Genomic DNA, 19,804 nt, shown 5'->3' with positions numbered 1-19,804 from the left:
TTGGATGGTAAAGCGCTGCAGGTGCAGGACAATGCGGGAGTAGCTCAGTTGGTAGAGCGCAACCTTGCCAAGGTTGAGGTCGCGAGTTCGAGACTCGTCTCCCGCTCCAGGTCATGGGGAAGCCACGCTTCCCTTTTTATTTGATGGGCCGACGGTCCTCAAATAAAGAATCTGTCGCTTGCCTTCACGGCATCCGGACAGTCCGCTTTTGGCGCGATAGCAAAGCGGTTATGCAGCGGCCTGCAAAGCCGTTTAGGCCGGTTCGACTCCGGCTCGCGCCTCCAGCAAGAAAAGAAAAGCCCCGCTTCCGCGGGGCTTTTCTTTTTTCTGCTCCGCTTTCATTCTTGTAAGAAAATCGCCACCTCCCTCGAATGCCCGCGCAGGTCGGCAGTAGATCCTGATCAGCGAGGCGGAACTCGATGGGTCGTCCAGTCGGTTTCGCACTGCGTATGCAAATACGCTTGACCGATTTAGTATGCGGAAAACACGCCCGGCATCGGGCAGGCTCATTTTGCGATGAGGAGACCATGCATCCCCGGACGGCAGCCCCCAATTTGATTGTGGCGGTTGGTGTTGCGATCGCCTGCGCGCTGATGGGCCTGTGCGTACTGCAGCTATTTCAGAGCCGCTACGACGCACTTGACCGCGCCAGCGAATCGTCGCGCAATCTCGGTCTGATGGCCGAGCGCGACATCGAGCGCAACGTCGAACTCTACGACCTGTCCTTGCAGGCAGTGATCCATGGCCTGCAGCGGCCCGACGTGATGGCGGCAGCGCCCGCGCTGCGACGGGGCGTGCTCTTCGACCACGCAATGAGTGCCAACTTCATCGGTTCGATGCTGGTGCTCGATGCCGAGGGCAACATCGTCCTGGATTCGGCCAACGACGTGCCGCGCAAGGGAAATTTCGCCGATCGCAAGTACTTCACCGTCCATCGCGATAACCCGAATGTCGGTCTTTATGTCAGCGATCCGTTCGCGTCGCGCCTGCGTGCCGGCATGCTCATCATTGCGCTGTCGCGGCGCATCTCGAACCCGGATGGGTCGTTTGCGGGCATCGTGATGATCGGGCTCAATCTCGAGTACTTTCACCACCTGTTTGCGGGCCTCTCGCTGGGGCAGCACGGTTCGATGTCGCTGATCGGCAAGGACGGCATCATGGTAATGCGTCAGCCGTACAACGTCGGCATCGTCGGCCGCAACATCAGCAAGGCCGCTACCTTTCGACGGTTTCAAACTGCACCGGAGGGTTCATTCTCGGAAACGGCGTCGATTGACGGGGTGCGACGGCTCTATTACTTCAGGAACCTGCCGACTCTGCCGCTGATCATCATGGTCGCGGAAGCCGAGGAGGAAATTTTTGCTGCGTGGCGGCACCGCGCCGTGACGATCGGTGCGCTGGTGGTCACCTTCGGCGCAGCGTTCATCGTGCTGTCGGTCATGCTGAGCGGGCAACTGCGCCGCCGGATGCGCGCTGAGTCCGAGCTGGTGCTGCTCGCGCGCACCGACGGGCTCACCGGGTTGAACAATCGTCGCAGTTTCGGGGAGGTGCTGGATCGCGAGTGGCGTCGCGCCAGGCGCGCGCATTCCGTCTTCTCGCTGCTGTTCGTCGACGTCGACCGCTTCAAGGCTTACAACGATACCTACGGGCACCAGGCAGGGGACGATGCGCTGGCGGCTGTCGCCCGCTGCATCGGCGAGAGCATTCGACGGCCGGTCGATACAGCGGCGCGCTACGGCGGGGAAGAATTCGTCGTGCTGCTCCCGGACACGCCGCAGACAGGGGCGGCGGAGATTGCCGAACGAATTCGTGCGGCGATCGACGACCTGGCACTCGAGCACGCCGGTAGCGAATACGGGCGCGTGACAGCCAGCATTGGCATGGCGACCTGGACGCCGGATCAAGACGACGAGCCTAGCGCGGTGATCAAGGAAGCCGACGAGGCGTTGTACTACGCGAAGTCAACCGGCCGGAACAAGGTCGCTGCTTTACAGGAAGCAGCTTGACGGAGCGACACGGTGGGCAATTTAGGCGGCCGTTGTAAATAACCATTTGACCTATATCGGTGTCCGACGGCCTGCAAAGCCGTTGAGGCCGATTCGCCTCCGGCTCGCGCCTCCGGCAAGAAAGGAAAAGCCCCGCTTCGGCGGGGCTGCTCTTTTTTCTGCGCTCCGATTCGTACTTTCTCCGCGCATCGTGCCTGTTCCGTGCCTATTCCGCCGGATACGTCAGCGTCACCAGTTCGCACTTCGACGTGCTCTTGCCGTCGTAGTCGTAAATCACGAGCAGATGCTGGCCCTTGCTGTTCAGGATCGGCAGCGTGATCGCGCGGCGATTCGGGTTGTTGCCGCCGGCCGGCTCGTCGGAACTCTGCTTGCGCACTTCGGACTCGAGATCCGACGGCGTGTTGATGCCGTTGTCCGGACCGCGGCTGCGCACCCGGCTGTAGAAATGAAAACCGTTGTCGGTCCAGCCGCGCGGCAGCATGTTGCGCCACTGATTGTTGGTGACTTGCTTCCACAGCAGATCGGTGTTGCCGCTCAACGCAAACGGCGTCGGACACGCGCCGGCCGCGAACGCTTGTCCGCAGAAAAGCGGGAGGGCGGCAAGCGACCACGCAACGCACCGGACCGCGCGTCGCGCGAGGCCGGCATCGTGTTGCGATCGGCGATGGTGCGGAAAGGCATCGGGCGTTTTCATACGGCATCCTCCAGGTGATGGATCGGGATGCGGCCGTGCGGCGGCCGCTGGGGAATACCGTATCGCTACCGTTCTCGCGCAAGAATGCGGCGAACGTCATACGCGTGGTCACGGGACAAAGGTGCGGGTCCTGGATGGCGATGAAAAGCCGGAAGGCGGTGCGACAACGCGGTGCGATCGCCTCGTTCGCGCGTTGTCGCTGTCAGGCGATGTGATCGCGATGGTCGCCGCGCGAGCCGTCTACACGGCTCGCGTCGTCATGAGGCGGCTGAACGATCGGCGCTGTCGGTCAGCCATCGACCGGCTGCGCCGGCGTGTCGAGCGTGAGCTGATAGAACGCCGCATCGAGCCAGCGGCCGAACTTGAAGCCCGCTTCGGTGATCGTGCCCGAGTGCACGAAGCCGAGCCGCGTGTGCAGCGCGACGCTGCCGCCGTTGGTCGCGTCGATGCAGCCGACCAGCACGTGCACGTCGGCTTCGCGCGCGCGCCGGATCAACTCGCGCAGCAGAAACTCGCCGAGCCCGCGGCCGCGATGGTCGCGATGCACGTAGACGCTGTGCTCGACCGTGTACTTGAACGCCGGGAACGCGCGGAACGTGCCCCAGCTCGCGAAGCCGACCAGCGTGCCGGCTTTATCCACCGCGCCGACGACCGGAAAGCCGCCGGCGCGCTTCGTCGCGAACCACGTGACCATCGCTTCTGGCGGGCGCGGCCGGTAGTCGTAAAGCGCGGTCGTGTTCACGATCGCGTCGTTCAGGATCGCGAGGATGGCTGGCGCATGCTCGGCCTCGCTGCAGTCGATCAGGCGCACGTCGTCGCGCGGTGTCGGGGAATTCATAGCGGCTCCTGCGCCTGTCGGCTTTGAACGGATGACATGCTGCGCGCGCTGACGGCGGCGGATGCGTCGCAGCTCGCGACGACATAGCGCGCGACATGGGACGTCGGGTTGCTGAAAATCAGCGGCTGATCGAGCCGCATGGCCAGACAGTCGCCTTCGTTGAGTTCGTGAAGCTGGTCGCCCAACTTGATGTCGACGCGGCCGCGGACGACCCATACCTGTTGATGCAGCGCGCTCTCGCGCCCGCCGGAGTCGTACGCGACGCGCGCACCGGGCGGGAAATCGACTTCGACGAGCTGCAACGGCGACGGCCAGCCGGGCGGCGACAGATTGCGCCGCACGTAACCGGACGCCGGATCGCGCCATTCCGCCTGCTGCGCGCGCCGCACCAACGGCTGCGCGGGTGCGTCGTCGCGATCGCCGCCGAACAGCGCGGCCAGCGACACGCCGAGCCCGGCAGCGAGCTTGTCGAGCACGACGGCCGTCGGGCTCGCCGATGCACGCTCGATGAGGGAGATCATCGAACGGCTCACGCCGGAACGCGCGGCAAGCGCATCGAGCGTGTAGCCTCGCAGCATGCGCAGATCGCGCACGCGCCGGGCGATCCGTTCGTTGATGCCGGTGTCGTCGGCGGGCGGGGTGGCGGATTCCTGCATGATGGATTTATTTTCCAGCAAGCTGGAATTGGAAGTCAACGGAATTTCCGCGGAATGCATGTCCCGACGAATGCTTGTCCGGCGGCCGGCGCGAGCGTAATATACGAAACGACTACATTTCGTTTAATTAGAGACATATGGGAATCATCAAGATCTCCGAGCACATGCACGAACGGCTGCGCTCGACCAGTACCGCGCTGAGCCGCTCGATCAATGCGCAGGCCGAGCACTGGCTGCGTGTCGGGATGCTCGCGGAACTCAATCCGTCGCTGTCCTATGGCGATATCTGCCGGATGCTGATCGAGACCGAAGCACGCGGCGGCGAGATGGGGCCGACGGAGTCGGTGACCCACGGCATCGAGCAGGTGGCGTAATGGCGAAACGCGAAATCCCGATCCGCGGTGCCGCGGAAATCGCCAAGTCGTGCGAGGCCGCGAAGCTCGCGTCCCAAGTGCTGACGATGATCACCGAGCACGTGAAGCCGGGCGTCACGACCGACGAACTGGACGCGCGCTGCCGCGAATACATCGTCGACGAGCTCGGCGCGATTCCGGCGAACATCGGCTACCACGGCTATCCGAAAACGCTGTGCACGTCGGTCAACCACGTGGTCTGTCACGGCATTCCGTCGTCGCGGCCGATGCGCGACGGCGACATCGTGAATCTCGACATCGCGGTGATCAAGGACGGCTGGTTCGGCGATACGAGCCGCATGTACTTCGTCGGCGAGCCGGGTGAACTGGCGCGGCGCCTCGTCGCGACCACCTACGAGGCGATGCATGCGGGCATCCGCGCGGTCCGTCCGGGCGCGACGCTCGGCGACGTCGGTTATGCGATCCAGCAGGTCGCGCATCGAGAAGGGTTCAGCGTGGTCCGCGAGTATTGCGGGCACGGGATCGGCGACGTGTATCACGACGAGCCGCAGGTGCTGCACTACGGGCGCCCGGGCACCGGCGTGCCGCTGCGGCCGGGGATGATCTTCACGATCGAGCCGATGCTGAACGCGGGCAAGCGCGATACGCGCGTGCTGGCGGATGGCTGGACGGTCGTCACGAAGGACCATTCGCTGTCCGCGCAGTGGGAGCACATGGTCGTGGTGACGGAGCAGGGCTTCGAGATCCTGTCGGACGACGTGAAGCCGCAGGCGGTCGCGGCGCTGTCGGGTACGCACGCGGCCTGACGGGCGCGGAAGGTGCACGCATCGGTGCAACGAAATACGGGCCCGATCAGGGGCCCGTGTCATTGGCGGTCAAGCGGTGCAATCGGCAGGTGGCCGTTTCCGCCGCCGCGACCGGCAGCGTTGCGCTTATTGATCGCGCGCCTTCTGCCACGCGTGTTCGACGAACACGCGGCACAGCGCTTCCATCCCGTTGCGGTCTTCGTCGTCGAAGCGCGCGGCGACGGGGCTGTCGACGTCCCACACGCCGATCAGCGTGCCGTCGGCGGCGACCAGCGGCACGACGATTTCCGATTCCGACGCGGCATCGCACGCGATATGGCCGGGGAATTCATGCACGTCGCGCACCACCTGCGTCTCGCGGGTCTGCGCGGCCGTGCCGCACACGCCCTTGCCGAGCGCGATCCGCACGCATGCGGGCTTGCCCTGGAACGGCCCGACCACGAGTTCCGTCCCGTCGAAGAAATAGAAGCCGGCCCAGTTCAGGCGGTCGAGCGAGTGATAGACGAGCGCGGAGAAGTTCGCGGCGTTCGCGGTGAGGTCGCGTTCCGATTCAACGAGTGCGCGCGCCTGCTCGACGAGCGTCGCATAGAGTTCGGCCTTGGAAGCGTGAGGGTCGGTGGACAGCGTGAACATGGCTGAAAGGCGAAAAGAGGTTGTGAACGGCAGGTTGTGAAACGCGCGATGCGCGTCCCGCAGTCTACGGCACGCGCGGCCGGTCTGCAGCGTCTGCTTCGACGGAAGTCGAAGCGGAACGTGTGGCGCAAGCTGCTCGCGACGCCGCTCAATCGGGTTCGAGTTCGGCGAACCGTTCCGCGAGGAAGTCGAGCAGTGCGCGCACGGCCGGCAGCAGCCCGCGCCGCGATGCGAACACCGCGTGCACGATCTCGCGGCGCGGCGCCCAGTCGGGCAGCACGGTCACGAGGGCGCCGCGCGCGACTTCGTCGCGCACCATCATCGTCGGCAGCTGAACGACGCCGACGCCCGCGGCGGCCGCCGCACGCAGCGCGAGCATGGCGCCCGTCACAAGCCGCGGCTGGTGGTGGATTTCCGCCTGCGCGCCGTCCGGGCCGCGCAGTCGCCATACGTGCGAGGCCTGCGGGCCGCCGTGATCGAGGCTCGGCAGGCGCGTGAGGTCGGCCGGGACGGCCGGCACGCCATGCTCGCGCAGCAACGCCGCGCTCGCGACGAGGCACTGGCCGCGCTCGGCCAGCACGCGCAGCGCGAGATCGCTGTCCTCGAGCAGCGGCGGGCGCACGCGGATCGCGACGTCGATCCCTTCGCCGACCACGTCGACGCGCCGGTTGGTCGCCTCCAGATGGATCTCGACCCGCGGGCACGCGACCATGAACGCGGCGATCATCGTGCCGACCAGCGAATCGAGCAGCACGACCGGGCAACTGACCCGCACGATGCCGCGCGGCTCCTCATGCAGCAACGCGATCGCCTCGTCGGCGGCGTCGGCCTCGACGAGCATCGCGCGACAATGCGCGTAGTAGGTCTGTCCGACGTCGGTGACGGTGAAACGGCGCGTCGAGCGCTGGATCAGCCGCATCCCGAGCCGCGCCTCGAGCAGCGCGATGCGGCGGCTGAGCTTCGACTTCGGCATGTTCAGCGCGCGCCCGGCCGGCGCGAAGCCGCCGTGTTCGACCACCTGCACGAAGTAATAGAGATCGTTCAGATCCCGTTCGTTATCGTTCATCAAATAGAACGCTGAGTGCGATTTTGGCAGTCTACCGGATCGATCGTTCCACCTCTATATTCGTATCCAGGATGCGAAACACGTGTTTCGCCGCAATTCGGAGAAGGCAAATGAAGAAGATCCAGGGCGTTTACAGTGCGCCGCGCGGCCATTGGGTCGGTGACGGTTTCCCGGTGCGTTCGATGTTCAGCTATCAGTCGCACGGGACCCACCTTAGCCCGTTCCTGCTGCTCGACTACGCGGGGCCGGCGAACTTCGAGCCGGCTTCGGCACCGCGCGGCGTGGGCCAGCACCCGCACCGCGGGTTCGAAACGGTGACGATCGTCTATGACGGCGAAGTCGCTCACCGCGATTCGACCGGCGCGGGCGGCACGATCGGCCCGGGTGACGTGCAGTGGATGACGGCCGGGAGCGGGATCCTGCACGAGGAATTCCACTCCGAAGCGTTCACGAAGCGTGGCGGTCCGCTCGAGATGGTGCAGCTGTGGGTGAACCTGCCCGCCGCCGACAAGATGAATGCGCCCGGTTATCAGACGATTCTGGACGCGGCCATCCCGGTGGTCGAACTGCCGGACGGCGCAGGCCGTGCGCGGATCATCGCGGGCGAGTTCGACGGGCGGCGCGGCCCGGCCCGCACGCACACGCCGATCGACGTGTGGGACGTGCGGCTCGCCGCCGGCGGTCGTGCACGGTTCCCGATTGCTGAAGGGCGCACGCTCGCGGTGGTCGTGTTGAGCGGTACGTTGCTGGTGAACGGCGAGACGGTCGCCCGCGAAGCGCAGTTCGTGCAACTGAGCCGCGATGGCCGCGACGTCGAGATCGAAGCGAACGGCGATGCCAAGCTGCTGATCCTGAGCGGCGAGCCGATCGATGAACCGGTCGTCGGTTACGGGCCGTTCGTGATGAACTCGCAAGAGGAAATCCGGACCGCAATCGACGATTTCAACAGCGGCCGCTTCGGCCGGATGCCGGCATGACGGACAGGCCCCGCGCAATGCGGGGCTTTTTTTTCATGCGTGGAACGGCGGTCGCGTGCCGCGTGCGCTTCGAGGCATAATCGACGGTTGCCGCGCGCCGGCCGGCGCGCCCGAATCAGGACCGACCATGAACGCTTCTGCACCCGCCGCATCCCCGCGCGCCGACAATCTCGACTGGCGCTGGAAATTCTTCGACGCGCTGACGGCGCACGAAGTCTATTCGATCCTGGAAGCGCGCAGCGCTGTGTTCGTCGTCGAGCAGAACTGCGTGTATCGCGACATCGACGATGCGGACCAGTGCGCGTGGCACCTGGCGGCGTACGACTCGGCGGGGCGCGTGGCCGGCTATCTGCGCGTGCTGCTGCCGGATGCGCAGCATAGCGACGTGCGCATCGGCCGCGTGCTGACGACCGCGCCGTTTCGCGGTGCGGGCCTCGGCAACGGGCTGCTGTCGCGCGCGCTGGAGCACATCGGCGCGCAGTGGCCGGACACGCAGGTGAGCCTGCATGCGCAGGCCCACTTGCAGCGCTTCTATGGGGCGTTCGGCTTCACGCCGAGCTCGGATGTGCACGACGAGGATGGCATCCCGCACGTGTGGATGACCCGCGCGCGCGGCTGATGCGCCGCGCGTCGCGCCGTCAGTGGGCGGTGCGCGTCACCGACGAGCGTTCGGCCTGCCGGACGGCAGCCCGCTCGTCGATCAGGCGGCCGCGTGCGGACAGCCGCAGCCAGTGCCGCAAAGCGATCAGCGCGCCGATCACGCTCATCATCGAACCCGGAATCCACAGCAGCAAGCCGCCGATCTGCTGGTCGCGCAGCGGGCTCAACCACGTGAATGCGCGCCCGCAGATCGAGTAGATCGGATACAGCTCATGCGGCGTGAAGAAGATCAGCGCGCCGAGCGCGATCTGCGGCGGGATCGCCGCGACGACGATCAGGATCCGGCGGCCCGGCGACAGCCGTGCGGGCGGCGCGGGACGCGGATCGACGACGAGCCACCAGAACAGCAGCCCGTCGATCACCATGCTCCAGTTCATCACGCGATAGAGGCGCCAGTCGAGCATTGCGATGAAGTGGATCGGCGACAGCAGCCAGAAATAGATCAGCCCGACGAACAGCACGACGGCGACCACCGGATGGAACACGACGTCGAGCGTCGCGCGCACGGGCGCCCATGCGAGCGCCGGGCGCACGAAGCGCTGCCGCCAGCGAAACGGGATGCCCGCGCGGATCGCCGCGCCCGGGTAGGCCAGCGCGATGAAGAACGGCCCGAGGTGATGCAGCACGAGGTGCTGCGCGCGGTGCAGGAAGAATTCATGCTCGAAGAAGTAGTCGAGCCGCGTGTGCAGCGCGATGTAGAGCGCCGTCAGCCCGAACCAGAACGAGAACTGCCGCAGCGGCGTCACCTTCGCCTTCTTCACGCCGCGCGCGAACAGCACGGCGGCCGTCAGCACCGCGATGACCACGGTCGGCGACGGTTCCCACGGATCGAGCCAGTACAGGACGTTCATCGCGCGCGCATCACTTCGCCTGGGCCGGCGACTTCACGGCGAACGGTGCGTCGACCGTTTCGCCGTCGGAGAACTTCAGGCGCAGGCGCACGGTGTCGCCGGGCTTGATCGTGTGCTTCGGCTCCTCGAGCATGAAGTGATAGCCGCCCGGCGCGATGTCGACCTTGCCGCGCGCGGGGACCGTCAGCTTCTCGACCATTTCCATCTTCTGCGTCGAGCCGTTCGATACGGTCTGGTGCAGCATCGCCATCCCGTAGTCGGGGCTGTCGACGTCGACGAGATCGACCGGTTTGTCGCCGGTATTGACGAGCGTCACGTAGCCGCCCGCGGGCAGCTGGTTCGGCAGCCAGCGCACCCACGCATTCTGCGCGGTGACCGCGCCGGCGGCGTAGGCGTGCGCGCCGGTGCACAGCGCGGAGAGGAGGGCGAACGTCTTGAGGGTGGTCTTCATGTCGGAGTTCGAATTCACGAGGAGGTGGAGGTGGCGTCGATGATCCGGCGCACGTCGGCGGCGATGGCGTCGGGCGAATCGCGGTCGGTCGCGAGCAGGCGTGCGCGACCGTTCGCGTCGAAGATGTAGACGGCCGAGCTGTGCGTGACCTCGTACCCGCCGGACGGATCGCGTTTTTCCATCTGGTACGCGACGCGATAGCGTTTCGCGAGCGATTCGATCTGGCCGTCGGTGCCGGTGAGGCCGCGCGCATGGGTGGCGTCGAACGCGGCGACGTACGACTGCATCGCCTGCGGCGTGTCACGCGCGGGATCGACCGACACGAACAGGATGCGTACGTCGTTCGCGCGCGGGCCGAGCTTCGCGAGCACTTCCATCAGTCGCGCCATCGTTTCGGGGCAGACGTCCGGGCAATGCGTGTAGCCGAAGTAGACGAGCGCGATGCGGCCGCGAAACGCGTTCGCGTCGACCGGACGGCCGTCGCCGCCGGTGAGGGTGAACGACAGGTCGGGCAGGTGGCCGCTGACGTTGGTCAGTTGCCAGTTCGGCTCGTCGTGCGTGCACGCGGCGAGCGCGACGGCGGCGGACAGCGCCGCGGCCGTGCGGACCACGCGGACCGTCCCGACCATGCGGACGCAGCGGCTTAAGCGGACGAAACGGCTGAAGCTGAGGAGGCGCCGGTGCGGCGCGAAACGGGCAGACGACATCCTGGGGCTCGATCGGACGGAACGGTCGCCGGCCGGCGCGGCGCCATGCGTCGCGCGGCCGGCGGTGGCCGACTGTAGCGCAATTCGCGCGCCCGCGTCCTTTCGAAACCCATGCGGGACGGGCGAGCGGGTCAATATGTCGCAGTGGACGCGCGCGGTGGCGCGCGCTCCGCGCTGCGCCGGTTTCGCCCATCTCGGTACGCAGGCGCGGTAAGATGCGCACAATTCCATTCTCGCAGCGGCGGCCCGCGCCTGCAGGCCGCTCCTCAGACCATCGAATCGATGCAATCCGTTCCGGCCTCCCTGTCCCTGACCGATACCGCGTTCTTTTTCGACTTCGACGGCACGCTCGTCGAGCTGGCGCCGACGCCCGACAGCATCCACGTGCCGCCGTCGCTGCTGACGCTGCTCGACGAGCTGCGGCGCCGCTCGCACGGCGCGGTCGCCGTCGTGTCCGGGCGCGGCATCGACAACCTCGACACGTTCCTGAACATGCCGGACCTGCCGATCGCCGGCCTGCACGGCGCCGAGCGTCGCGACGCGAACGGCGACACGCAGCGCGTCGGCTTCAACGACGAACGCCTGCTGCGCATCGAGCGCGAGCTCGCGGCCGTCGTCGATCATCATCCGGGCATGCTGCTCGAAATCAAGGGCGCGGCCGTCGCGCTGCACTACCGCAACGCGCCCGAGCGCGAGCCGGTCGCGCGCGAAGCGGCGGAGCGCCTCGTCGCCGAATATGCGGACGCGTACGTGCTGCAGCCCGGCAAGATGGTGTTCGAGATCAAGCCGAAGGGCGTCGACAAGGGCCGCGCGCTGGCCGCGTTCCTCGACGAGCCGCCGTTCGCGGGCCGCGTGCCGCTGTTCGCGGGCGACGACCTGACCGACGAGAAGGGCTTCGCGGTGGTCAACGCGCGCGGCGGCCTGTCGATCAAGGTCGGCGCGGGCGAGACGTCGGCCCGGATGCGGCTCGACTCGGTCGACGCGCTGCACGAGCAGATCGCACGCTGGCTTGGCGCGGAGCAGCCGGGCGCATGAGTCGACTCATCATCGTTTCAAACCGGGTCGCACCGATTTCGGAAGGCGAACCGGCGGCAGGCGGCCTCGCGATCGGCGTCTACGATGCGCTGAAGGAGACGGGCGGCATGTGGTTCGGCTGGAGCGGCGAGGTGCTCGCCTCCGGCGCGCCGCAGATCCGCGTCGAGGAGCACGGCCCCGTGACGTTCGCGACCATCGGGCTCGCGCGCCGCGATTACGACCAGTACTACCGCGGCTTCTCGAACGCGACGCTGTGGCCCGCGTTCCATTACCGTGCGGACCTGATCCAGTACGACCGCCACGAGTTCGACGGCTACCGCCGCGTGAACGTCTGGCTCGCGCAGCAGCTCGTGCCGCTGCTGCAGGACGACGACGTGATCTGGGTGCACGACTATCACCTGATCCCGTTCGCGCGCGCGCTGCGCGCGGCCGGCGTGAAGAACCGCATCGGCTTTTTCCTGCACATCCCGTTTCCGGCCGCGCAGGTGCTCGTCAACGTGCCGCCGCATCGCGAGCTCGTCGAGTCGCTGTGCGCGTTCGACCTGCTCGGCTTCCAGACCGAACCCGACCTGCGCGCGTTCTGCGATTACGTCGAGTTCGAGGCCGGCGGCGAGGTCGCGCGCGAAGGGCACACGATGCGCGTGAGCGCATTCGGCAACACGCTGCGTGCGGCGGCCTATCCGATCGGCGTGTATCCGGACGAGATCGCGTCGCTCGCGCAGGCGGGCGAGAACGGCAAGGCCGTGCGCACGCTCGCGACCTCGCTGCGCGGGCGCCAGCTGATCATGAGCGTCGACCGGCTCGACTATTCGAAGGGGCTCGTCGAGCGGTTCCGCGCATTCGAGAAACTGCTCGAGCATCAGACGTCGATCCGCAACCGCGTGTCGTTCCTGCAGATCGCACCGTCGACGCGCGCCGACCTGCGCGCGTACCAGGATATCCGCCTGCAGCTGGAAGGCGAGTCGGGGCGCATCAACGGGCGCTACGCGGAGCTCGACTGGGCGCCGATCCTCTACATTCACCGCCAGTACGACCGGCAGGTGCTGGCCGCGCTGTATCGGCTTGCGCGCGTGGGCTTCGTCACGCCGTTGCGCGACGGGATGAATCTCGTCGCGAAGGAGTACGTGTCCGCGCAGAATCCGGACGATCCGGGCGTGCTGGTGCTGTCGCGCTTCGCGGGCGCCGCGCGTGAGCTGACGGGCGCGCTGATCGTCAATCCGATCGACATCGAGGGGATGGCCGACGCGCTGTCGCAGGCGCTGACGATGCCGCTCGCCGAGCGGCGCGCGCGTTATGCGGACATGATCGCGCAACTGCGCGAGAACAACGTGTCGGTGTGGCGCGACAATTTCCTGCGCGACCTGCAGCGCGTGTAATTCGCCGCGCGGCCGACGTCGCGCGATCCGATGAAAAAAGGCCGCCGTGCTGTGCGCACGGCGGCCTTTTTTGTCGGATCCGGGTTCGCGTCAGGCCACGCGTTCGCCGGTCGGCGCGGTGCCGTCGGGCGCGTGATGGCGGCCGTGCTGCTTCGCCAGCAGATCGCGGTACAGGCCCGGACGGTTGCGCAGCACGTCGGGGCTGCCGTCGTCGATCACCTTGCCGTTGCTCATCACGATGATCCGGTCGAAGTTGCGCAGCGTCGAGAGCCGGTGCGCGATCGCGATCACCGTACGGCCGACCATCAGGCGGTCGAGCGCGCTCTGGATCGCTTCTTCCGATGCACTGTCGAGCGCGGACGTCGCTTCGTCGAGCAGCAGGATCGGCGCGTTCTTCAGGATCGCGCGCGCGATCGCGATGCGCTGGCGCTGGCCGCCCGACAGCTTCACGCCGCGGTCGCCGACGATCGTGTCATAGCCTTCCGGCATCGTCTCGATGAACTCCGAGCAGCGCGCGTCGCGCGCGGCGGCGAGCACTTCGTCGCGGGTCGCGTCGGGGCGGCCGTACGCGATGTTGTCGTAGATGGTCCGGTGCAGCAGCGAGATGTCCTGCGGCACGAGCGCGATCGCGTGGCGCAGGCTGTCCTGCGTGATCGCCTTCACGTCCTGGCCGTCGACCATCACGGCACCGTCCTGCGTGTCGTAGAAGCGCTGCAGCAGCGCGAGCACGGTCGACTTGCCGGCGCCCGACTTGCCGATCAGGCCGACGCGCTGGCCCGGTTCGATATGCAGGTCGAAGTGGTCGAGGATCGCGCGGCGATGCGGATACGCGAACGTCACGCGTTCGAAGTCGACGCGGCCGCCCTTGGCCGACAGCGGCTGCGCGTCGGAGCGGTCCGGCATTCCGTGCGGCTCGAGCAGCGTCTTCACGGCCTCGGACAGGCGTGCGACGTGCTGCGTGACGTCGACGAGCGCGACCGCGAGATCGCGCGTGCCGTGCAGGATCGTGAAGCCGAGCGAGCTGACGAGCACGATGTCGCCGGAGGTCGCGCGGCCCTGGTCCCACAGCCACAGCGCCCAGCCGAGCAGGCCGGCGGACAGCATCGCGGTGATCACCGCGTGCAGCAGGCGCAGCTTCTCGAGATAGAGCAGGCTTTGCTGGCGCGCGTCCATCTCCGCCTTGACCGTCGCGCCGAAGCGCCTCTGCTCGCGCAGCGTCATCCCGAACGCGCGCACGAGGCCCATGTTGCCGATCACGTCGACGAGTTCGCCGTCGACCGCGGCAGCCTTCGACGCGAACGCGTGATGGCGCGCGGAGCCGCGCCCGGCGAGCCTGAACAGCACGATGGCGAGCACGGCCGAACAGCCGAGCAGGCCGGCGGCCATCAGCGGGTTCACGACGATGATCATCAGGATCGCGCCCATCACCGCGATGCACGGCGGCAGCACGTTCCACGCCATCGTGTTCTCCGACGTATAGACGGCGTTCGACGTGGCGGTGATGCGGCTCGCGAGCGTGCCCGGCTGCTTTTCCGAGTAGTAGGTCGGCGAATGGCCGATCAGGTACTGGAACAGGTCCTGTCGGAGGTCGCCGGTGACCGCGACGAACGTGTGCGCGGCGACCCAGCCGCCGACGCGCCACAGCAGGTTGTCGGCCGCGATCAGCCCGACGAGCAGCACGAACGCGCTCCACAGCGGGCCCGGATGATGGCGCCCGGTCGCGAGCACGTCGATCAGGTGCTTGATCGCATATTGCGAGCCGAGCGCGCAGCCGACGGCGGCCACCACGCTGCAGAGCACGATGAGGTGCGCGACGGGATGCAGGCGGATGTAGCGGAACAGGAACGCAAGCGGCCGATGCGCGTAGCTCGACAGCTTCGCGTTGTGGGCGTTGCGCTGGGCAGGGGTGAGAGATTCCAAAATATGCGTGCGGTGATTCGGTGATTGAGCGGAGCGGCTGGGATCGCGGCCGGCGGTCGCCCGGACTGAATAATCCGGCATTGTAAACAAGGCGGTGCGTTGCGCTGAGCGAATCTTGCCTTGGTCAGGGGCGCGCAATCAATTTTGAGATAAAATTCGGCATCCGTCCTGCTGCATGCGCCGGAATCGCGAAGCCGGCAGCGACGAGATGGCACGGAACGCCAAAAGGGCCTTCCACTCTAGAACGGACGCCCGAGTCCGCGGGTTGCAAAGTGTTGCGCCTTTGTAACAAAGTAAAGTGTTTGAAATGTTGTGCGCCGTCTCGGGATTAACCCTAGATAATCGGCTCCGGGTTCGATTCCAGGTTTTTACGAACCCCTGTCAACGGGTCTTCGTTTCAAACGTTCTATGCCTGTCGCGTCGCCGACGCTCCTTGAGCAGCGCGGGTTTCGACGCCCCCGGCAGGCTGATTCGTCTGATTGTCGGACGATGTGCATCCAGCCCGGACCGCCGCAGGTTGCCGACCCATACCTGGTTTTTAGCCGATTTTTTAGGAGTTACGCATGCGAATCGCCCAAATCGCTCCGTTGCATGAAGCGGTTCCCCCGAAGCTGTACGGCGGGACCGAGCGAGTGGTGTCCTACCTGACCGAAGCACTCGTCGAGATGGGGCATGACGTCACGCTCTTCGCGAGCGGCGATTCGCAGACCTCGGCGAAGCTCGAAGCGTGCTGGCCGCAGGCACTGCGCCTCGACCCGACGATCCGCGACGTGATGGCCCCGCACATGCTGCTCCTCGAGCAGGTGCGCCGCCGCGCGGAAGAGTTCGACGTGCTGCACTGCCACATCGACTACTACCCGTTCTCGCTGTTCTCGCGCCAGCCGGTCCCGCATCTGACGACGATGCACGGCCGCCTCGACCTGCCGGAACTGCAGCCGATCTTCAACGCGTTCAGCGACGTGCCGGTCGTGTCGATCTCCGACAACCAGCGCATCCCGCTGCCGCAGGCGAACTGGCTGTCGACCGTGTACCACGGCCTGCCGGAAAACCTGCTGACGCCGATCCCGAACGTGAAGCCGAGCTACCTCGCGTTCCTCGGCCGTATCTCGCCGGAAAAGCGCGTCGACACCGCGATCCGCATCGCCGAGCAGGCCGGCCTGCCGATCAAGATCGCCGCGAAGCTCGACAAGGCTGACCGCGCGTACTACGAAGAGAAGATCAAGCCGTTGTTCGCGCTGCCGCACGTCGAGTACATCGGCGAAATCAGCGAGTCGGAAAAGACCGAATTCCTGGGCAACGCGCACGCGCTGCTGTTCCCGATCGACTGGCCGGAGCCGTTCGGCCTGGTGATGATCGAGGCAATGGCCTGCGGCACGCCGGTGATCGCGTTCAAGCGCGGCTCGGTGCCGGAAGTGATCGACAACGGCGTGTCGGGCTTCGTCGTCGAAGACGAGCTGTCGGCCGTCGCGGCGCTCAAGCGCCTCGATACGCTGCCGCGCGAGAAGGTCCGCGCCGCGTTCGAAGCGCGCTTCTCGTCGAAGGTGATGGCGCAGAACTACGTGAAGGGCTACGAGGAACTGCTGCGCCAGAAGCGCCGCACGGTGCTGCGCGAAGTCAACGCCAGCTGATGCCGGGCCGCCGGCCGCACTGCGGCTGACGCCGTCATCGACGCCCCGTCCGGGTAACCGGCGGGGCGTTGTCACATCTGCGGCGCGGATCTGTTGTATTCTCGCCGCGCCCGGCGCCATGAACGGCCCGCCAAGCGGTCCGGCACGCCATCCGGCCGTCTGTCCAGACGGTAATGTCCCTATAATGGCCGTGCCGTGAATTCCGGCTACGCACGAACATCGAGAGGAGAGCAGTCTTGGCGAGAACGAAAACCACGCGCGCAGCGCCGGCCCCCGGCGCCGGCGTGATCTTCGCGTTGCGCGCGATCGGTCTCGTGCTGTTCGCGCGCTGGCTGTTCTCGATGTCCCAGATGGGCTATCGCGCATCGCTGTCGGCGATGGTGTCGTCGCCCTGGGCGTTCGTCTATCTCGTCCTGATCTTCCTGCTGCTCGCGCTGCCGGGCGCCGCCGCGCGCGCCGAGCGGCCGTTCCATCCGCTGCCGCAATGGTTGCGCCAGGCGCTGCGCGTGTTCGCGCTGATCGGTTTCCTGTTTGCCGTGTGGTCGATCGGCGCGTTCGCGTGGGCGGCCGGCTGGCGCCGTGCGCTGCACGCGGTGACGGCGACCAACGGCTGGCTCGTCGCCGCGCCCGCGCTGTATGCGGCGATCGTGTGGATGTGCCGCCCGCGGCCGCTGTGGCGCACGAACGTCGCCGCGCGTCGTTTCGCGGTCGGCCGCTACGCGATTTCGCTCGATACGCTCACGCGCACCGCGATCGTCTGGATGGAGAGCCGCAAGGTCGGCCAGTACGACGCACGCGAACTGTCGGTGCGCTGGCCCGGCCGGGTTGCGCCCGCCGCGCCCGCCGCGCCCGCCGCGCCCGCCGCCGGCGAGCAGGCGGCGCAGGTCGCAGCCGTGCCGCTGCGTCGCGTCAGCCTGTTCAACCGGCCGAAGGTGGAACTGCTGTGGGACTCGCCGGCGGCTGTCGGCCATAACCGGCAGATCGTGATGCGCGCGCCGGTCGCGACCGAGGGCGACCGCGTCGCCGTGCTCGCGCTCGACGCCGCGCTCAAGCAGATCGTCTGACAATGCCTGCGCGGCGCGCGGGCGACAAGGAGGCGCAATGATCGTCCGCTGGTTGCTCGCAGCCGTTCACCTGATGGCATTCGGCGTCGCGTTCGCCGCGATCGCGAGCCGCAACCGCGCGCTGCGCCGCGTCATCGCGTCGGCGCAGGCCGCCGACCTGCACGGCGTGTTCAAGGCCGACGCGGTGTGGGGCGTATCCGCGCTGGTGCTGATCGCGACCGGGCTCACGCGCGCGTTCGGCGGCTTCGAGAAAGGTGCGGCGTATTACCTTCACGAGCCGCTCTTTCACGTCAAGATGACTGCGCTCGTGCTGATCCTGCTGCTCGAGATCGTGCCGATGCTCGGGCTGATCCGCTGGCGTATCGCCGCGCGCAAGCAGCAGATGCCCGATCTCGCCCGGGCGCGAACCTATGTGCGGATCGGCCACTGGCAGGCATTGCTCGTGATGGTCATCGTGTTCGCCGCGTCAGGGATGGCGCGGGGGATTGGGGCGGCCGGCTAGGTCTGGCCGGGTAGGTGCGGCCGGCTAGGCATGGCCGGGTAGGTGCGGCCGGCTAGGTCTGGCCGGATAGGCGCGACCGGGCGGCCGCGCCGCCCGGTGCGCGCCGCGCTCAGCGTACGAGACAAGGACGCTTGTTGTTGAACGTCCACCCGGGAATCAGATACTGCATCGCGGCTGCATCGTCGCGCGCGCCGAGCCCGTGCTGCTTGTACAGCTCGTGCGCGACCGCGACCGCATCCATGTCGATGTCGATACCCAGGCCCGGCCGCTTCGGCACTTCCACGAGGCCGTTCTCGATCTTCAGCGGCTCGCGCGTCAGGCGTTCGCCATCCTGCCAGATCCAGTGCGTATCGATCGCGGTGACCTGGCCGGGCGCCGCGGCGGCGACGTGCGTGAACATCGCGAGCGACACGTCGAAGTGGTTGTTCGAATGCGAACCCCACGTGAGGCCCCAGTCGCGGCACATCTGCGCGACCCGCACCGAGCCCTGCATCGTCCAGAAGTGCGGATCGGCGAGCGGGATGTCGACCGCCTGCAACTGCACTGCGTGGCCCATCTGTCGCCAGTCGGTCGCGATCATGTTGGTGGCCGTCGGCAGGCCGGTCGAGCGGCGGAATTCGGCCATCACCTCGCGGCCCGAGTAGCCGTTCTCCGCGCCGCACGGATCTTCCGCATACGCGAGCACGTGGTGCAGGTCACGGCACAGCCGCACGGCCTCGTCGAGCGACCACGCGCCGTTCGGATCGAGCGTCACGCGGGCTTGCGGGAAGCGCTCGGCCAGCGCCGTCACGGCGTCGACCTCGCGCGCGCCTTCGAACACACCGCCCTTCAGCTTGAAGTCGTTGAACCCGTAGCGTGCATGCGCGGCTTCGGCGAGACGGACGACTTCCTCCGGCGTCAGGGCGGCTTGGTCGCGCACGCGCGTCCAGTCGTCGGTCGCGCCGCGGCCGTCGCGATAGGGCAGCGCGGTCCTGGTGCGGTCGCCGACGTAGAACAGATAGCCGAGCATCTCGACGCGTTCGCGCTGCTGCCCCTCGCCGAGCAGTGCCGCCACCGGCACGCCAAGATGCTGGCCGAGCAGGTCGAGCAGCGCGGCTTCCAGCGCGGTGACCGCGTGGATCGTCGTGCGCAGGTCGAAGGTCTGCAGGCCGCGGCCGCTCGCGTCGCGATCGGCAAAGGTACGCCGCACTTCGTTGAGCACCGCATGGTAGTTGCCGACCGGCTGGCCGACGACGAGCGCGCGCGCATCGTCGAGCGTGCGGCGGATGCTTTCGCCGCCCGGCACTTCGCCGACGCCGGTCCGGCCCGCGCTGTCCTTCAGGATCACGAGGTTACGGGTGAAGAACGGGCCGTGCGCGCCGCTCAGGTTGAGCAGCATGCTGTCGTGGCCGGCGACCGGAATGGCCTGCAGGTCGACGATGCGCGGCGTGTCGTGGGAAGGCGAGGCGGTGACGGCGTTCATGGCGGCGATGGCAGAAGAGTGGGCAATGCCGTGCGGCAAAAGCTTTGCGCGCGCGGCGGGAGGTGCGATCATTCGACAACCGACGTGCGCGATGCGCA

Annotated in this window: 20 protein-coding genes and 2 tRNA genes; 12 read left to right on the top strand and 10 right to left on the bottom strand. The window is 67.1% G+C overall.

Annotation, left to right across the window (positions count from 1 at the left end):
• Window positions 1-33 precede the first annotated feature (33 nt).
• The 3 genes from C7H84_RS20405 (at window position 34) to C7H84_RS20395 (ending at window position 2,006) form a co-directional block, all read left to right on the top strand.
• Window positions 34-109: transfer RNA gene (locus C7H84_RS20405), tRNA-Gly, on the top strand.
• Window positions 110-210: 101 nt separating this feature from the next.
• Window positions 211-284, top strand: a tRNA-Cys gene (locus tag C7H84_RS20400).
• 243 nt (window positions 285-527) lie between these two features.
• On the top strand, window positions 528-2,006 hold the full coding sequence (locus tag C7H84_RS20395) for a sensor domain-containing diguanylate cyclase (protein WP_121860491.1): 1,479 nt from the start codon (window positions 528-530) through the stop codon (window positions 2,004-2,006).
• 205 nt (window positions 2,007-2,211) lie between these two features.
• Here C7H84_RS20395 and C7H84_RS20390 read toward each other — a convergent pair whose 3' ends face one another.
• The 3 genes from C7H84_RS20390 to C7H84_RS20380 all read right to left on the bottom strand — a co-directional run bounded on the left by C7H84_RS20390 (window position 2,212) and on the right by C7H84_RS20380 (window position 4,194).
• Window positions 2,212-2,700 (bottom strand): hypothetical protein, encoded by a 489-nt coding sequence (locus C7H84_RS20390; RefSeq protein WP_121860490.1) that lies wholly within the window; start codon window positions 2,698-2,700, stop codon window positions 2,212-2,214.
• 289 nt (window positions 2,701-2,989) lie between these two features.
• Window positions 2,990-3,538: a GNAT family N-acetyltransferase gene (locus tag C7H84_RS20385; RefSeq protein ID WP_121860489.1), complete on the bottom strand. Its 549-nt coding sequence runs from the start codon at window positions 3,536-3,538 to the stop codon at window positions 2,990-2,992.
• Window positions 3,535-4,194 carry a helix-turn-helix domain-containing protein gene (locus C7H84_RS20380; RefSeq protein WP_121860488.1) on the bottom strand — a complete coding sequence of 220 codons (660 nt, stop codon included), beginning with the start codon at window positions 4,192-4,194 and terminating at the stop codon, window positions 3,535-3,537. Before C7H84_RS20380 ends, C7H84_RS20385 begins: the two co-directional genes overlap by 4 nt.
• Window positions 4,195-4,331: 137 nt before the next feature.
• Between C7H84_RS20380 and C7H84_RS20375 the strand changes: the two genes are divergently transcribed.
• Both C7H84_RS20375 and map read left to right on the top strand, forming a co-directional pair.
• The gene (locus tag C7H84_RS20375) at window positions 4,332-4,568 is read left to right on the top strand and encodes a ParD-like family protein (RefSeq protein WP_121860487.1); all 237 of its coding nucleotides are present in this window, start codon (window positions 4,332-4,334) and stop codon (window positions 4,566-4,568) included.
• Window positions 4,568-5,374 (top strand): type I methionyl aminopeptidase, encoded by an 807-nt coding sequence (gene map / locus C7H84_RS20370; RefSeq protein ID WP_121860486.1) that lies wholly within the window; start codon window positions 4,568-4,570, stop codon window positions 5,372-5,374. Before C7H84_RS20375 ends, map begins: the two co-directional genes overlap by 1 nt.
• Window positions 5,375-5,500: 126 nt before the next feature.
• Here map and C7H84_RS20365 read toward each other — a convergent pair whose 3' ends face one another.
• Both C7H84_RS20365 and C7H84_RS20360 read right to left on the bottom strand, forming a co-directional pair.
• Window positions 5,501-6,007, bottom strand: coding sequence for a GAF domain-containing protein (locus tag C7H84_RS20365; protein ID WP_121860485.1), 507 nt, complete (start codon window positions 6,005-6,007; stop codon window positions 5,501-5,503).
• A 148-nt stretch (window positions 6,008-6,155) separates the two neighbouring features.
• Window positions 6,156-7,073: a LysR family transcriptional regulator gene (locus C7H84_RS20360; RefSeq protein WP_121860484.1), complete on the bottom strand. Its 918-nt coding sequence runs from the start codon at window positions 7,071-7,073 to the stop codon at window positions 6,156-6,158.
• A gap of 110 nt (window positions 7,074-7,183) precedes the next feature.
• Here C7H84_RS20360 and C7H84_RS20355 point away from each other — a divergent pair, with 110 nt between their 5' ends.
• Window positions 7,184-8,050: a pirin family protein gene (locus tag C7H84_RS20355; RefSeq protein WP_121860483.1), complete on the top strand. Its 867-nt coding sequence runs from the start codon at window positions 7,184-7,186 to the stop codon at window positions 8,048-8,050.
• A gap of 127 nt (window positions 8,051-8,177) precedes the next feature.
• Entirely contained in the window at window positions 8,178-8,669 is a 492-nt protein-coding gene (locus tag C7H84_RS20350) for a GNAT family N-acetyltransferase (protein WP_121860482.1), read from the top strand.
• A 19-nt stretch (window positions 8,670-8,688) separates the two neighbouring features.
• On the opposite strand, the gene C7H84_RS20345 is transcribed toward C7H84_RS20350, so the two are convergent.
• From C7H84_RS20345 to C7H84_RS20335, 3 genes are read right to left on the bottom strand one after another with little or no spacing between them, the layout of a single operon-like run.
• Complete coding sequence (locus C7H84_RS20345; RefSeq protein ID WP_121860481.1) at window positions 8,689-9,561, bottom strand: cytochrome c oxidase assembly protein; 873 nt, start codon at window positions 9,559-9,561, stop codon at window positions 8,689-8,691.
• A 10-nt stretch (window positions 9,562-9,571) separates the two neighbouring features.
• Entirely contained in the window at window positions 9,572-10,012 is a 441-nt protein-coding gene (locus C7H84_RS20340) for a copper chaperone PCu(A)C (RefSeq protein WP_121860480.1), read from the bottom strand.
• Window positions 10,013-10,026: 14 nt separating this feature from the next.
• On the bottom strand, window positions 10,027-10,719 hold the full coding sequence (locus C7H84_RS20335; RefSeq protein WP_121860479.1) for an SCO family protein: 693 nt from the start codon (window positions 10,717-10,719) through the stop codon (window positions 10,027-10,029).
• Between the two features lie 282 nt (window positions 10,720-11,001).
• Between C7H84_RS20335 and otsB the strand changes: the two genes are divergently transcribed.
• On the top strand, window positions 11,002-11,754 hold the full coding sequence (gene otsB, locus C7H84_RS20330; RefSeq protein ID WP_121860478.1) for a trehalose-phosphatase: 753 nt from the start codon (window positions 11,002-11,004) through the stop codon (window positions 11,752-11,754).
• Window positions 11,751-13,130, top strand: coding sequence for an alpha,alpha-trehalose-phosphate synthase (UDP-forming) (gene otsA / locus C7H84_RS20325; RefSeq protein ID WP_121860477.1), 1,380 nt, complete (start codon window positions 11,751-11,753; stop codon window positions 13,128-13,130). The genes otsB and otsA overlap by 4 nt, the downstream gene beginning before the upstream one ends.
• 90 nt (window positions 13,131-13,220) lie before the next feature.
• Here the strand turns inward: otsA and C7H84_RS20320 are convergent, their stop codons facing one another.
• Window positions 13,221-15,050, bottom strand: a complete 1,830-nt coding sequence (locus C7H84_RS20320; RefSeq protein ID WP_121860476.1) for an ABC transporter ATP-binding protein — start codon at window positions 15,048-15,050, stop codon at window positions 13,221-13,223.
• A gap of 563 nt (window positions 15,051-15,613) precedes the next feature.
• On the opposite strand from C7H84_RS20320, the gene C7H84_RS20315 reads away from it, so the two are divergent.
• The 3 genes from C7H84_RS20315 (at window position 15,614) to C7H84_RS20305 (ending at window position 18,244) form a co-directional block, all read left to right on the top strand.
• Window positions 15,614-16,678, top strand: coding sequence for a glycosyltransferase family 4 protein (locus tag C7H84_RS20315; protein ID WP_006476459.1), 1,065 nt, complete (start codon window positions 15,614-15,616; stop codon window positions 16,676-16,678).
• A gap of 236 nt (window positions 16,679-16,914) precedes the next feature.
• On the top strand, window positions 16,915-17,742 hold the full coding sequence (locus tag C7H84_RS20310; RefSeq protein WP_121860475.1) for a hypothetical protein: 828 nt from the start codon (window positions 16,915-16,917) through the stop codon (window positions 17,740-17,742).
• Between the two features lie 37 nt (window positions 17,743-17,779).
• Complete coding sequence (locus tag C7H84_RS20305) at window positions 17,780-18,244, top strand: DUF2214 family protein (protein WP_121860474.1); 465 nt, start codon at window positions 17,780-17,782, stop codon at window positions 18,242-18,244.
• A 109-nt stretch (window positions 18,245-18,353) separates the two neighbouring features.
• Here the strand turns inward: C7H84_RS20305 and gudD are convergent, their stop codons facing one another.
• Window positions 18,354-19,706: a glucarate dehydratase gene (gene gudD / locus C7H84_RS20300; protein WP_121860473.1), complete on the bottom strand. Its 1,353-nt coding sequence runs from the start codon at window positions 19,704-19,706 to the stop codon at window positions 18,354-18,356.
• Window positions 19,707-19,804: the final 98 nt, after the last annotated feature.

The organism is Burkholderia sp. Nafp2/4-1b, assembly GCF_003635165.1.
Classification (GTDB): Bacteria; Pseudomonadota; Gammaproteobacteria; order Burkholderiales; family Burkholderiaceae; genus Burkholderia.
The sequence above is the reverse complement of the archived record's forward strand: the minus strand, read 5'-3'. Positions and strand labels throughout refer to the sequence as shown.